Source organism: Psychrobacillus soli (assembly GCF_006861775.1).
Classification (GTDB): Bacteria; Bacillota; Bacilli; order Bacillales_A; family Planococcaceae; genus Psychrobacillus; species Psychrobacillus soli.
The window spans coordinates 75,195-89,097 of the sequence record NZ_VDGG01000009.1; the positions used below are offsets into that span (position 1 = coordinate 75,195).

Genomic DNA, 13,903 nt, shown 5'->3' on the forward strand with positions numbered 1-13,903 from the left:
AAGTAGTTTGCACAATATAGGGATAATGCGTCGTAGTGACCTGAAAAAGAAGTGTCCGCAGGGATTTTCGCTGCAGGGCGGACGCTTTCCGTGGGGTGAGCGATGAGCCTTCACCGCCGCGCCTGCGCGCGTACGTTGTGAAGTCTCATTTTACTCACTTGATCCCACTGGAGTCGCCTCCCTGCAACAAAAATCCAATGGAAAAATACTAACTTATTTAAATTAAATATCAACAAAACTGTTTAACGATACAATATCCACTATTAATGTGACAAAATACATCTCGAACACTACAAAAGGAAGATGCTAGTTGGCGAGTTAATGGCTTTAAGACATATTGTTCCCAAAATAGGTAGTAGTCATAGTCTTTTCACATGAAGTAAACATACTATTTTAAGAATTAGTTTCTTTGACCGGGGTTTTGGTTGCTCTCACACTGATTTATTGGTTTTAAATGAGCGATTTTTCGCCCTATTCCATTTATTGGTTTCACACAGTTGAAAAACTGTATAAATTTTTTTAGTGAGTCGATACTAAATAAACAAACAATTTCTTTTGATTTTCACTGCAGGCGACGACTCCTGCCGGAGGCCAACAGGACGTTGGTCACGAAGGCGTTGCCACACGATGTGGCGCTCTTAGCCTTTGTTCCTCTAGGTGCTAATGAGACACCCCAACGTACGCCTAAGCGGCGGGGGTGGCTCATCGCTCACCCGGCGGAAAGCGTTCGACTGCAGTGAAAATCACAGCGGATTCCGTACGACGCATTATCCCCATATTACGCTCAATGTAAAAAAACGCCTCATAAGAGTGCGTTCTTTTCATACTTCCTATGTTCATGTGTGTGGTGTTGTCTTGCAATTTTCAACTTTCTTTCCCAATCGATCAAATGGGACCTTTAGGAAAGAAAGCATTTTATATTTACTCGTTCTAACCTTACGAATGGGTAATTGGCTTATAACGAGATGTTGCCGTTCATTAACTCCAAATTTCTTTCGAGATATCGACGATGTATTTTAGTTTTTCCCATTGTTGCTCTTCTGTCAACTTATTACCGTGATGGGTAGAAGCAAATCCACATTGTGGACTAATGCTTAGTTGATCAAGTGGTACATATTCAGATGCTTCTTTGACACGTGCAATAATATTTTCTTTATCTTCTAATTCTCCATTTTTCGATGTGAAAACACCTAAAACTACTTTTGCACCGCCGTTTGGAATGTGTTCAAGTGGCTTGAAATCACCAGAACGATCATCATCATACTCTAAAAAGAAGCCATCTACATTTTCTTTCGCGAAAAACGTTGGAGCGATTAGTGCATAACTTCCCCCAAATGCCCAAGTCGATTGGTAATTTCCACGGCATAAATGAGTCGTCACGACTAAATCTGCCGGCTTATTTTCCAATGCTCCATTCATGACACGAAGTGCAAGGTCAATTAAAAACTCTCTTTCTCCTTCTTTAAAAGGAATATCTGGTGAAGATAAACCTGCAATGTATACATCATCTATTTGTAAATACCTTACTCCCGCATCATAAAATGCTTGAATGGCATCTTGGTATGCTTTAATAATATCTTTTGCAAAGTCTTCTACGTCTGGGTAAATACTCTCGTCACGTATACCAGGATGGAATAATTGGTTTGGACTTGGAATCGTTTGTTTAGCAACAGCACGTCCATCTACAATTTTATTGAACTCGATAAAGTCTTGGATAAATGGATGATCCGAGTTAAAAGAAATTTTACCAATGTTACGAACTTCGTATTTGTCTGTTTCTAGTCCTTCGAATTGATATCCTTTTTCCGGTACATACCCTTCAAATCCATTTAGATGTTCTAAAAAGTCTAAATGCCACCAGTCACGTCTAAATTCACCGTCCGTTACAAGTTCCAATCCAACTTCGATTTGCTTGTCCACAATTCGTTTAATTTCTTTTGTTTCCACTTCTTTTAGTTGTTCTTTTGTAATTGTTCCCTCTTTAAAGTCTTTTCTTGCTTTTAGTAAACTTTCTGGTCTTAGTAAACTTCCTACGTGATCCGCTCTGAATGGTGCTTCGATTGCCGTTTTTGTTGTCATGATGATTTCTTCCTCCCTAAATTTGAATTGGAAATCAAATAAAACCCCTTCTTAGAAAAGAAGAGGTTTACACGGCATGAGTGATTATTCTCTTCTTATCTTCAAGCATGAAACGCTTCTGGAATTAGCACAGTACAAAAAGCCTGTTGCTGAGGTATCGTAGGGCCAGTCCCTCCACCTCTCTTGATAAGAAAGTTGTTTTATTTGATTAATTACTAGATTACATATATTTGTTTATTCTGTCAATACTGAATTTTATATATTCAATTTTAGTTACTTCTAGTTGTTTTAAAACATCCAATTTCGGGAATGATTCTGAAGAAACAGAACCCTTGATATCATTTAATTTCGCTTTATTTTATTAGTATGGTTAAACCTTTAAATTATTCATTCTACGAGGGGGAAGTATGAAGAAACTATCTATAACATTTTATATTACAATGGCCTTAATCATTTTAGCAGTGGGATACGGAGCGCTCCGACCCGATAGTTTTGAAGCAATTACCACAACTATTAAAAGCTTTGTCGCATCTTCATTTGGTTGGTACTACATGCTACTGATGACATTCATGTTAGCATTAAGTATATTTTTTATCTTTAGTCCTTACGGTAAAATCCGGTTAGGAAAAGATACCGATCGCCCACAATTTTCAACAATAACATGGATTTCTATGTTATTTTCTGCTGGTATGGGCATTGGTCTCGTGTTTTATGGCGCTGCCGAACCTTTATCGCATTATGCAATCAATCCTGCAACAGCAGAACCAAACACAGCTTCCGCCTTTAAAGAAGCTCTCCGTCAGTCTTTTTTCCACTGGGGATTTCACGTGTGGGCTATGTACGGAGTTGTTGGGTTATCCCTTGCTTTCTTCCAGTTTCGTAAGGACGAACCAGGGTTAATATCGGCAACATTGAAGCCGATTTTCGGTAAAAAGATGGAAGGACCATGGGGTATTCTTATCGATGTTCTTGCTATCTTTGCTACCGCATTTGGTGTAGCTACTTCACTCGGTTTCGGCGCTGTTCAAATTAATGCAGGTTTAAATTATCTTTTCGGCATGAAGATTGGAATCGTTTCTCAAATTATTATTGTTGCTATCGTAACGGTTCTATTTATTGCTTCTGCATGGTCCGGTTTAAGTAAAGGGATTAAATATTTATCGAATACAAACTTAGTATTAGCGCTTGCAATACTTGTTTTTGTTATTCTTCTTGGTCCAACATTACTCATTTTTGATATGTTCACGGACTCTTTCGGAGGATATTTAGCCAATATCGTTCAGATGAGCTTACGTACAGCACCACTCAGTGTAACTGATCGCGATTGGTTGGAAGATTGGACAATCTTTTACTGGGCTTGGTGGATTTCATGGGCACCATTTGTCAGTATGTTTATTGCTCGTGTATCGAAAGGGAGAACGATTAAAGAGTTCGTTTCTGCCGTATTGGTTGCACCTACAATACTTGGTGCAATTTGGTTTTCTGCTTTCGGTTCCACTGCTATCAATATGCAAAAAGATGGTATTGCCGATTTAGCGAAAGCGTCTACTGAATTGACTATATTTGAAATGTTCCATGCAATGCCGATGGCGACGATTATATCAGTTTTTGCCGTGGTACTTATAGCATGCTTTTTTATCACATCAGCCGATTCCGCAACTTTTGTTCTCGGTATGCTATCCACAAATGGTTCATTGACTCCGCCAAATAAAGTGAAACTTGCTTGGGGAATTACGTTGTCAGTCATTGCAATTATTTTGTTAGCCGTTAACGGACTCGATGCTTTGCAGAATACTATTATTATTGCAGCTTTACCTTTTTCTTTCGTGATGCTTTTCATGATTGCGTCTTTACTAATGGGATTAAAAAAAGAAGTAAAACTGATGAAAACCAAAAAATAAATACGTTAAAATGCCAAGGATTATCCACGTTTCCTTGGCGTTTTACATTTTCCCACTAAAAAATAGCGTGCTTTTGAATACATAGAGCCGATTATGAGATAATAAAGGCTGCAGGGGGGTTTTAGTATGATTCAAACAATTGGAAAAACAATTAACGAAGAAATAATAAGTAATTTCCAACTAGAGGATATTACAGAAAACAAATTTGAATGGTATTGGGTAGATATTGGTGAACCTACAAAAGAAGAGGAGGTATTACTTAGTTCTTTCTTTCATTTTCATCCACTAGCAATTGAAGACTGTTTGTTTCGACTTCAACGTCCAAAAGTGGACCATTATGAAGGACATTCTTTTTTTGTGATACATACAATTAATGAAGAGACGCTTGAAGCAGAGGAACTGAACTTATTTGTTGGACAAAACTTTGTCGTGTCTTTCCACTTTCCTCCTATGCACGAATTAGATCAGGCACGCGAACGTATTGTGCAAAATCCAAAAGGTTGGGACCGCGGGGTGATGCATGCAACGTATCATATTGTCGATAAAGTGGTGGATGCGTATTTTCCCATTGTCTATAAAATTGAAGATTATTTAAACGATATAGAAGATAAGCTATCATCCGATGTATACCACTTATCCCTAGATCAAGTCTTTGATCTTCGAAGTGATTTACTCAGACTACGTCGAACAATTCTTCCAATGCGGGATTTATTGTATCGAGTGATGAATTCTGAACGCGTTAATCTGCAACAAACAGAAAAAGCGTATTTTGGTGACATTTACGATCATTTATTAAAACTTGCAGATATGGTGGAATCGAATAGAGAGTTAACTGCGGATATTCGAGATAGTCAAATGTCCATTAACTCGAGCCATATGAATAGAATCATGATGATCTTAACGATTGTTTCTACCGTTTTCATCCCTTTAACGTTTATCGCAGGTGTGTACGGAATGAATTTCACGTTTATGCCGGAACTTGAATGGCGCTACAGTTACTTTATTGTGCTCGGTATTATGCTATTTATTGCCATATCGATGCTTGCTTGGTTTAAATATAAAGGCTGGTTTAACTTATTTAAAAACTAACTTATTGAGGTGAAATTTTGATAGAAATAAAAGGAATATTTAATCATGCAGTTGTTTTTACGGATACAATAGAGGAAACAGCAAAGCATCAAGTAGAGGAGCTTTGTAGTCTCTCCTTTCTACAAGATTCGAAAATACGTATGATGCCAGATCTTCATGCGGGAAAAGGATGCACTGTGGGAACGACGATGACAATTTCCGACAAAGTTGTACCTAACTTTGTTGGTGTCGATTTAGGGTGCGGTATGATTTGTGCAAAACTAGACATTAAAAAAGAAGATGTTAACTTCGAAAAATTAGATAAAACGATTAAGAAAAACGTCCCTAGCGGAACAAGAGTTAGAAACAAAGAACATCGTCATACGATAGAAATACCATTTGCAGAAGTAGCTGCTCCGATTAATGAAAGCCGCTCTCGCTTAAGCTTAGGAACACTTGGCGGCGGCAATCATTTTATTGAGCTGAATGAAGGAAATGATGGCAGTATCTATTTAGTTATCCACTCAGGTAGCAGAAATTTAGGAAAACAAATTGCAGAACATTATCAGCAAGTTGCCCACCAATCTCTAGGGAGTGCTGTTCCGAAAGATTTAGCGTATGTAGAAGGTCAAAATATGAAAGATTATTTATGGGATCTTTCTATTGCACAAAAGTACGCAGCACTTAATCGAAAAACGATGGTCGATGTCATTTGTAGAGGTATGAACTGGAAGATAGAATCAGCGTTCGACACGATTCATAACTATATTGATTTAGATAATATGATTCTACGTAAAGGTGCTATTTCTGCACAAGATGGAGAAATTGTCATTATTCCGATGAATATGCGAGATGGTTCATTAATTTGTCGTGGAAAAGGAAATCCTGATTGGAATTATTCTGGTCCACATGGTGCCGGCCGTATTATGAGCCGCTCCCAGGCAAGAAAGCTAGTTACATTGGAAGACTTTCAGGATTCTATGAAAGATGTATGGAGTACTTCTGTTGTAGCGGGTACGGTGGATGAATCGCCTTTTGCCTATAAAGATATGCAAGACATACTCGCACATATTGAGGATACTGTAGATGTGTTGGAAGTGATTAAACCAATTTACAACTATAAAGCACATTAATGAAGGAGCTGACAATACAATGTCAGCTCCTTATTGATTAGCAGTCCAGTAGTAAAACAATGCGGTAAAAGTTAGTCTTTCTATATGTGATAAATTAGAAGCTAGTGATACGTGCGTGTTCATCGCTTGTGCTTCAAATGCTGGGTGAGTTGCATATGGAAACATACCAAAACGGTACGTTGCCAAGCGTTTTCCCTCAAAGTTATTTACATCTATATCTCCGTATGCACTTTTGGCTTTCATTTCGTGCATTTTTTCATTATTCGCATCGAAAATAATCGCTCTATTTTTCACAGAAGCAATTGGCATAACGATAGTAGTAATAAGTGTTTTCGTTTGGTCATAAACGCTCATTTGCATAAATTTCAATTTGTTCCTAATTGAAAATTGACTAACGACCCTTCCATCCATCGTCTTCAAATCATATGTGATTGGAAAAAACAAGCCGCTTTTAAAAATAGCAAAGGAAGTTAACTTACGCTTGAGTGGTTCCTTTTCTGTCGGTGTAATTGTGTAAAGCCGTTCTCCTGTATGGGAAACTAAGTTACTTTGAGGTATGAGCGATATATCATTTTGAAAGTTAAGCTCATTAACAGGAAAATCGATAGAATAATAATCGCTATCTATTTTCTTCTCATTTGGTAGCTTTTCTGCTGCATGTTGAAAAAAGTAAGAAGTACCAAACAGCATGAATACTGTAAATCCTATCGTAATATGCGTTTCGAAATCTTTCCACATGACATCTTGAAAAATAATAACTAATGCAATATAAATAACTAACGTTAATAAGGAACCTAACTTCGCATACTTTGCTGTCCGTTCATATATATGCTTCATTTACAACACCTCTACAAATACATACGATTGAACATTCCGTATAGTTTCACAAAAAAACCTTTAGAAGCTATGTTTCCATAACTTCTAAAGGGAATTTTATCGATTCTCGAGTGCTCGCCCAAATATTCTTTTCAAAAAGTGCCCTAATCCGTATAAGCAAATAAGTACAAAAAGGACTAATAACATTGTTTCCAAAGTGGAGGGTAAAGAAAAAGGCTCTAAGAAAATCTGAAACAACACGAGTAGATAAATGGTTCCAGCACCGCCTGCGAGCAACACGACACCGATAATAGCTAGTTGTGGGAAAGTAAGCTGCTTTATGCGATGTCGATGTTTTACAACTTCCAATACAAGTACAAGTCCTATTATAGTAAATGTGAGCGACAGTTCCTTTAAATAAATTGAGTTGATCAAATAAACGACGAGCAATACAATCATGACATATTTGTAAAGTTCGTCGATTTGCTTGAGCATACGATCACTCCCTACTCTTCTAGTATCTCATCTCCATGCGTTGTTTACGATGTAACCGTCTTGCAGGTCCCGTTTCAAATAAGCGAATTTCATCTTTCGTTTCCGGATGAATACCTTTTACAGGAATCGGTTTATTATTTTCGTCCACTGCAACCATTGTTACAAAAGACTCGGTTGTTAGCTTTTCTTCTCCAGTCAGAACATTCATCGATGTTACGCGTACATATACTTCCATCGAAGAACGACCAGTTGAAGAAACAATTGCATCTAGTTCAATGACATCCCCGACCCTTGCAGAAGAAACAAAATCCACCGAATCGATTGATGCTGTCACAACCGCACCTTTTGCATGCTTCATTGCAGTAATTGCTGCAATCTCGTCGATATAAGCAAGTACTTTTCCACCAAAAATCGTTTGATGGTGATTTGTGTCTGGTGGGAGGACTAAATGGGACTGGATCGTTCTAGATTGGCTCATCGGGTTTGTTTTCATATTTAATTGCTCCTTTTAATCGTCTGTTTCTATACTTTGTTAGTATACCATGATGTTTAATTGGTTCCGGAAGATGCTGCTACGCTCGTTGCTGCAATGGTAGAAATCATCATCGCTTGTTGCGCTTGCAAAATAAGTTCCAGGGAAGTTGCCATCGAAATTGCTGCAGTTGCATATATGTCTTTTGATGATCTTAAAGAAAGTCCGAACGCTATTGGCAATGCTGATTCTTTATACCAAGAAAACAACTTCATACTTGCGATTGATTCGTAAGTAGTCACGATTTCACTTAACTGATCTTCCCCTAATTTTAGTGCAGCCATAAATCCAATAATCGGATATTGCGGCGCCGTCGTTTTTATTTTGACGGTTTTTAACCCGTCCCGAATAATAACTGCTCTTTGTACTAAGCTATCTTCGTAGTTGGGACTCGTATACGTTAATACTTGGGACATCCATTGTAACTCATTTCCCCCGTAAAACTTATAATCCTTCAATTCTTTGTAATACTTGTTCATCGTTTCCGCACGGAGAGCACTGTCACCGTCTAGTTTTCCTAAAAACATTGCATAAGGATAGTCATCTGTAGATGTTAAAAAACGGTGATGTTTTTTCATATCTGCCATCAATTGCTCTGCACGCTTCATTTCCCCTGGCCATGTCTCTTTGTCATCAGCCATCATTAACGCAGCTAAATACGTGTAGCTATTCATCTTAAAAGAAGCTGCCTTTAACGCTTCTGCTTTTTCTATAAGCAATTCTACCGCTTCTTCCGCTCCCAAATCACTTACATCTAATGTGGATACGAAAAGTGGATGTAAGTGAGAACGCAATGGACTAAACATGCCAGCACTGTTTTTAATATGCGTTGAAATTTCATTATATCTTTTTTCATTAAATTCTCTCTCTAACGTTACATAATACCCTGCAAGTGATAATGCTACTCTTTTATCTACTGTCCACCCTAAAACCTTTTTAAGTGCATTATACGTTCGTTCGATTTTTTCATTTACCGTCATCTTCGCTCACTCCTTTTCTTTTTTACGGAATTTGCACTATAATGGTTTCACGCTTTGATATAATTATTTTAACTAATAAAAGTAGGTGGCAATCATACGTATAAATAAATTTTTAAGTGAAGCCGGTATTGTTTCTCGCCGAGGTGCAGACAAGTGGATTACAGATGGAAGAGTTATGATAAATGGAAAGCAAGCGGAGTTAGGTAGCCAAGTAGAAGCTGGCGATGATGTACAAGTAGACGGAAAACCAATTGTTGTGGAACAACCGCTAGTATACCTCGTCTTAAATAAGCCTGTTGGCATCACAAGTACCACGGAACGCCACATTAAAGGAAACATTGTCGACTATGTGAATCATCCACTTCGCATTTTCCATATCGGTCGATTAGATAAAGACTCAGATGGTCTCATTCTATTAACGAATGATGGCGATATCGTCAATGAAATTCTCCGTGCTGAAAAAGGGCATGAGAAAGAATATATCGTCACAGTCAATGAAAAAATTACGGATACATTTTTAACGAAAATGGCTGCCGGAGTTAACATACTCGGTACAACTACACTTCCTTGTAAAGTAAAAAAGTTAGGTCCAAATATGTTCAACATTACATTAACACAAGGATTAAATAGACAAATTAGAAGAATGTGCTCTGCACTTGGCTTTACTGTTAAACGATTGCAACGCATTCGAATCATGAATATTACAATTGAAGGCCTCCCTATCGGAGAATGGAGAGAGTTGACAGAAATCGAGAAAAAAGAACTATTCACGACACTTAACTATTCCCCAAAACGATAATTGTGCAAACATAGCATACTGTTTTATATCCATTTGACATAACACCAAATGGTTTCATATAATAAATAAAGTGAAACTAAAAGGTTTCGTATTTATGAATGAAAGTAGGGAATCCGATGGAAAATACATTACAAGATATTACACAAACAGTCATTTTAAACGCTCCAATTCAAAAAGTATGGGATACTGTTGCTACATCCGAGGGTATTGCATCATGGTTTATGCCAAATGACTTTAAACTGGAAGTAGGTTATGAATTTCATATTCAATCACCTTTTGGACCTTCTCCTTGCAAAGTAACAGAAGTAAACCCTCCCAATAAGCTTTCATTTATATGGGATACAGATGGTTGGGTCGTTTCTTTTATTTTAAAAGAATTAGGGGATCAAACAGAATTCACACTTATTCATGGTGGCTGGAAACAACCAGATGCAATCATCTCAAAAGCAAATCAAAAAAGCGCTGATATTCATGAAAAAATGTCTCAAGGTTGGGTGGGCATTGTACAAAAAGGCTTGCGAAAGGCTGTTGAAAACTAATTGTCCTCTTCTGCACAAAAGTATGATGTGTTTCAAGCAATAGCTGACCCAACTCGTAGAGAGGTTTTAAAATTGCTTGCCCATCAGGAACTGCCAATAGCCGAAATTACTGCTCATTTTCCAATGAGTCGAACTGCAATCGCAAAGCATCTTCATATACTTTCAGAAGCCAATTTAGTGAGCGGACAAAAAGTCGGTAGAGAAAAAAGATACCGTCTACAACCAGAAACATTTCAAGAGTTAAAAGATTGGCTTTCTTACTACGAACAATTTTGGAATAACAAATTGTCTATATTGAAGCATGTAGTCGAAAATGAAGACGAAGATAGTTTAAATAACAAAAAGACCGATTAAATATCATCGGTCTTTTTTCAATATCATGAATTTCCAGCTACACGCTTTTCAAGTGCTTGGAATAACTTCTTTTTATCTACGTTCGGTCGAATTGTTTCTAGTCGCTCTAATGCTATTTTTGCACCGTAGTCCATCCCTTGGCAACCAGCAAGTAATACAAGATCGCCTTCTTCTACGTCATGTAAGCCTTGTTCAATTGCACTTGGTAGTTCTTCGTATAAACGAACGCTAATGCCCGCTTCTTCCATTACTTCTTCAAATACGGCAAGCTCGCTATCTGAAACAACGTCCTTTTGCGTTACATGGGAGCGGCTTAATGTAGCAATAACTTCATGAATACCTAATCTTGGCGCCCATTTAGCAATTGTTTCGGCATTTTCTCTATTCACCGTTACCCCTCTGTCCCCTCGTATAGCATACACTAGGGAAATACGATTAAAATCCATTTTTTCTAATGTACCTAACGTAATATCAATGTTTCCGCTATTTGCAAAGTGATCATCGATAATTTTAAAGTCTTCTTCAAAAATAATTTCAAAACGACGTTCTACGCCAACAAATTCTCGCAAGCTTTTTTGAATCGTTGTAACAGGTACTTCGCATAATAATCCAATAACGATACTAACCATCGAATTATAAACAGAATGGAAACCTGGTGTAGAAAGTTCAATTTGGAATTGCTGCTTCGGAATAACGATATCTTTCGTAACTATATCTTTAGAAATTACTACTGTAAATTTTGCACGACCTGTTGATAAGTCTAGGTTTTTACAAGTAACATCTGCGGACTGCTCTTCTACGCCGTAAGTAATGACTTTTGCTTTTGTTTGTTCTACAAGTGAAGCCGAATACGAATCATCTAAATTTAAGATTGCTACTTTATCTTCTCCAGCATTACGAATAAGACTAGACTTATGTTCAAAATAGTTTTCAAACGACGAATGTAGGTCAATATGTTCTCGGCTAATATTATTCAACGTAACAATGTCAAAATCCACGCAGCCTACTCGGTTCAATTCAAGCGCAGACGAAGAGACTTCCATCGTTGCATGTGTCACATCTTCATCCACCATTTGTGCATAAAAACGTTGTAAATCCAGTGATTCTGGCGTCGTCAGTTCAGATGGTTCTGCATAATCACCAATTTTCACGACAACCGTGCCCATTAATCCAGTTTTCAACCCATGATTTTCTAATATAGCATTCGTCATAAACGATGTAGATGTTTTCCCATTCGTCGCAGTAATGCCAATCGTTTTTAATTTTCGGGTTGGGTGATCATAGAAAGCATCTGCAAGTGTGGCAAGTGCAATACGTCCGTTTTCTACTTTGTACTGAGGAACTTCTAAATCTTCTATAAAGTCCTCTACAACAAGTGCTACTGCTCCGTTTTCGACTGCTTGTCCAGCGAACTGATGTCCATCTACTTTAAATCCTTTTACACAAACGAAGACTTGTCCTTGTTCCATTTTTCGTGAGTTATAAGCAAGCCCAGTTATATCTATTTGTTTTGCATTTTTAACTTCTATTACGTTGACATATTCCATTAATTTAGTTATTTCCATTAATGTGGCCACCTTTTTGTGAAATCATTGTATATTACAGTTTACCCGAAATTACAAAAGAAGAAAACCGAGAAGGAAGTCCCTTCTCGGTTTTAAATTGCTTCTTTATAATGTTCTTTACAAAAAGCAAGAACTTCTGCTTCTTCTTCCTCTTCCAAAGCGAAGTCTAGCACGTTCCCATTACTTCGATTTAAGAAATGGTATTGTACGATACGTTCTTCTGTTTCTACTACCGCTAAAATGACGCGTAAATCTAAAGAATTATCTTCATCAAATAGTTCGTCATCTTCCGGCACTTCTATTCCCAATAAAAACTCATAGCGATCGCCCGCAATGATACCTGTAGGATCTTTAATTTTTTCAACCTCATAGGATGTTATTTTCACAAAGTCCACCTCCGTCTATACAGTTTATCATGTTTTGAAAAGAAAATAATACAGATTATATCTCCATACTTTCTATCGTACTTAGTATTACGACGTTCTTTTTAGACATCCTACTTTTCAGAAAACAAAACAAGGACCGAAAAAATCAACTAAATTTTTTCTCAATTTCATTCATTATTTTATATGCACCACTAGAAATATTTGCACATACTGCAAGTTGAGCGTCCATTTCTGGATAATAGGCCGAATGAAAGCTTACCCCTGGATCATAACCCATCAGATGGTACTTATAAATAGTATCCCCTTTTTTCTTTATCCAGACGCCGTACCCATAAAAATCATCCGCTTCTTCCTGTACATGGGGTGTCAATAACTCTTTCGTCAATGATTTACTCAATAAAACATGATTCACAAGAGCATCCCAAAATTTTAGCATATCTTCCACTGTGACAAAAGCTCCTCCATCTGAACCACCTTGAATAGGGAGAGAGTACATATTGGTTTTCCAAGTACCACCTTCCTGCTCTATATAGCCAATTGCTGTTCTTTCAGGGAGAGAGTCTAATGCGAAATAACCCGAGTCTGTCATCTCTGCTTTTTCAAATATATGTTTTTGTACATAATCCTTAAATTCGAGACCACTTACTTTCTCAATGATTAAACCAAGCACGATAAAACCAGCATTATTGTAATGGAACTTCTCACCAGGGCTAAATTTCATTTCGGCCTGGTGAAATAATGGTAAAAAGTCTTGAAGTCGTCTCATATGGTACATTGGCTTTTGTATCCATAGTTCCTCAAAATCATCCATTATCTCTTCATCGAAATAATCAGGAATGCCTGAAGTATGAGTTAAGAGATGATGGACCGTAATATTTTCATCAAATTTAGGGAAAGGGGTATCTAAGCATTCCTTTAACTTGGCATCGAAAGAAAGCTTACCTTCCTCAACAAGTTGGCAAATAGCAACTGCCGTAAATATTTTGCATCCGGAAGCTATACCAAAACGGGTTCTTGTTTCATTTTCTATTTTATCTGCTCGGTTGGCATAACCATAACTGCCATTAGCAATTACTTGCCCTCTTTGATTTACAAGGATAGATCCTGAAAAACCAATTTCTGTTTGAATATATTCAATATGCTCCCTTAACCCATTTCTCATTCGTATCACCCGCTTTATCATTTTGCAAAGTCTATTGTTTCTTCCATTGTACACTATTATTCATAGTCTTCGCATAGTCATGACTAGAATATAA

Annotated in this window: 14 protein-coding genes and 1 riboswitch; of the genes, 6 read left to right on the forward strand and 8 right to left on the reverse strand. The window is 37.4% G+C overall.

What is annotated here, in order from left to right; all coding sequences use genetic code 11:
• Positions 1–978: 978 nt before the first annotated feature.
• Complete coding sequence (locus FG383_RS05825; protein WP_142605893.1) at positions 979–2,079, reverse strand: 5-methyltetrahydropteroyltriglutamate--homocysteine S-methyltransferase; 1,101 nt, start codon at positions 2,077–2,079, stop codon at positions 979–981.
• 92 nt (positions 2,080–2,171) lie between these two features.
• Positions 2,172–2,272: riboswitch (SAM riboswitch) on the reverse strand.
• 214 nt (positions 2,273–2,486) lie between these two features.
• Between FG383_RS05825 and FG383_RS05830 the strand changes: the two genes are divergently transcribed.
• The 3 genes from FG383_RS05830 (at position 2,487) to FG383_RS05840 (ending at position 6,181) form a co-directional block, all read left to right on the forward strand.
• Entirely contained in the window at positions 2,487–3,980 is a 1,494-nt protein-coding gene (locus FG383_RS05830; RefSeq protein WP_142605894.1) for a BCCT family transporter, read from the forward strand.
• Between the two features lie 126 nt (positions 3,981–4,106).
• Positions 4,107–5,069, forward strand: coding sequence for a magnesium/cobalt transporter CorA (gene corA, locus FG383_RS05835; protein WP_142605895.1), 963 nt, complete (start codon positions 4,107–4,109; stop codon positions 5,067–5,069).
• Between the two features lie 17 nt (positions 5,070–5,086).
• The gene (locus tag FG383_RS05840; RefSeq protein ID WP_185907860.1) at positions 5,087–6,181 is read left to right on the forward strand and encodes an RtcB family protein; all 1,095 of its coding nucleotides are present in this window, start codon (positions 5,087–5,089) and stop codon (positions 6,179–6,181) included.
• 30 nt (positions 6,182–6,211) lie between these two features.
• Here the strand turns inward: FG383_RS05840 and FG383_RS05845 are convergent, their stop codons facing one another.
• The 4 genes from FG383_RS05845 to FG383_RS05860 form a co-directional block, all read right to left on the reverse strand.
• Positions 6,212–7,018 carry a hypothetical protein gene (locus FG383_RS05845; RefSeq protein ID WP_142605896.1) on the reverse strand — a complete coding sequence of 269 codons (807 nt, stop codon included), beginning with the start codon at positions 7,016–7,018 and terminating at the stop codon, positions 6,212–6,214.
• Between the two features lie 96 nt (positions 7,019–7,114).
• Positions 7,115–7,492 carry a hypothetical protein gene (locus tag FG383_RS05850; RefSeq protein ID WP_142605897.1) on the reverse strand — a complete coding sequence of 126 codons (378 nt, stop codon included), beginning with the start codon at positions 7,490–7,492 and terminating at the stop codon, positions 7,115–7,117.
• A 19-nt stretch (positions 7,493–7,511) separates the two neighbouring features.
• A complete protein-coding gene (locus tag FG383_RS05855; protein WP_142605898.1) occupies positions 7,512–7,985 on the reverse strand; it encodes an acyl-CoA thioesterase in 474 nt (157 codons plus the stop codon).
• A 56-nt stretch (positions 7,986–8,041) separates the two neighbouring features.
• The gene (locus tag FG383_RS05860) at positions 8,042–9,004 is read right to left on the reverse strand and encodes a DUF4003 family protein (RefSeq protein ID WP_142605899.1); all 963 of its coding nucleotides are present in this window, start codon (positions 9,002–9,004) and stop codon (positions 8,042–8,044) included.
• A 94-nt stretch (positions 9,005–9,098) separates the two neighbouring features.
• Here FG383_RS05860 and rluF point away from each other — a divergent pair, with 94 nt between their 5' ends.
• The 3 genes from rluF (at position 9,099) to FG383_RS05875 (ending at position 10,696) form a co-directional block, all read left to right on the forward strand.
• Positions 9,099–9,803, forward strand: a complete 705-nt coding sequence (gene rluF, locus FG383_RS05865; protein WP_142605941.1) for a 23S rRNA pseudouridine(2604) synthase RluF — start codon at positions 9,099–9,101, stop codon at positions 9,801–9,803.
• Between the two features lie 116 nt (positions 9,804–9,919).
• A complete protein-coding gene (locus FG383_RS05870) occupies positions 9,920–10,342 on the forward strand; it encodes an SRPBCC family protein (RefSeq protein WP_142605900.1) in 423 nt (140 codons plus the stop codon).
• Entirely contained in the window at positions 10,343–10,696 is a 354-nt protein-coding gene (locus tag FG383_RS05875; RefSeq protein WP_142605901.1) for an ArsR/SmtB family transcription factor, read from the forward strand. It abuts the gene before it with no gap.
• A gap of 23 nt (positions 10,697–10,719) precedes the next feature.
• On the opposite strand, the gene FG383_RS05880 is transcribed toward FG383_RS05875, so the two are convergent.
• The 3 genes from FG383_RS05880 to FG383_RS05890 form a co-directional block, all read right to left on the reverse strand.
• Positions 10,720–12,261: a Mur ligase family protein gene (locus FG383_RS05880; RefSeq protein WP_142605902.1), complete on the reverse strand. Its 1,542-nt coding sequence runs from the start codon at positions 12,259–12,261 to the stop codon at positions 10,720–10,722.
• Between the two features lie 92 nt (positions 12,262–12,353).
• Positions 12,354–12,647, reverse strand: a complete 294-nt coding sequence (locus FG383_RS05885) for a DUF6509 family protein (protein WP_142605903.1) — start codon at positions 12,645–12,647, stop codon at positions 12,354–12,356.
• Between the two features lie 145 nt (positions 12,648–12,792).
• A complete protein-coding gene (locus tag FG383_RS05890) occupies positions 12,793–13,809 on the reverse strand; it encodes a serine hydrolase domain-containing protein (protein WP_142605904.1) in 1,017 nt (338 codons plus the stop codon).
• Positions 13,810–13,903: the final 94 nt, after the last annotated feature.

What these genes read in the sequence shown, in the direction of transcription:
- FG383_RS05825 (WP_142605893.1), bottom strand. Translation starts at nt 2,079, where the DNA reads ATGACAACAAAAACGGCAATCGAAGCACCATTCAGAGCGGATCACGTA.
- FG383_RS05830 (WP_142605894.1), top strand. Translation starts at nt 2,487, where the DNA reads ATGAAGAAACTATCTATAACATTTTATATTACAATGGCCTTAATCATT.
- corA (WP_142605895.1), top strand. Translation starts at nt 4,107, where the DNA reads ATGATTCAAACAATTGGAAAAACAATTAACGAAGAAATAATAAGTAAT.
- FG383_RS05845 (WP_142605896.1), bottom strand. Translation starts at nt 7,018, where the DNA reads ATGAAGCATATATATGAACGGACAGCAAAGTATGCGAAGTTAGGTTCC.
- FG383_RS05850 (WP_142605897.1), bottom strand. Translation starts at nt 7,492, where the DNA reads ATGCTCAAGCAAATCGACGAACTTTACAAATATGTCATGATTGTATTG.
- FG383_RS05855 (WP_142605898.1), bottom strand. Translation starts at nt 7,985, where the DNA reads ATGAAAACAAACCCGATGAGCCAATCTAGAACGATCCAGTCCCATTTA.
- FG383_RS05860 (WP_142605899.1), bottom strand. Translation starts at nt 9,004, where the DNA reads ATGACGGTAAATGAAAAAATCGAACGAACGTATAATGCACTTAAAAAG.
- FG383_RS05870 (WP_142605900.1), top strand. Translation starts at nt 9,920, where the DNA reads ATGGAAAATACATTACAAGATATTACACAAACAGTCATTTTAAACGCT.
- FG383_RS05880 (WP_142605902.1), bottom strand. Translation starts at nt 12,261, where the DNA reads ATGGAAATAACTAAATTAATGGAATATGTCAACGTAATAGAAGTTAAA.
- FG383_RS05890 (WP_142605904.1), bottom strand. Translation starts at nt 13,809, where the DNA reads ATGAGAAATGGGTTAAGGGAGCATATTGAATATATTCAAACAGAAATT.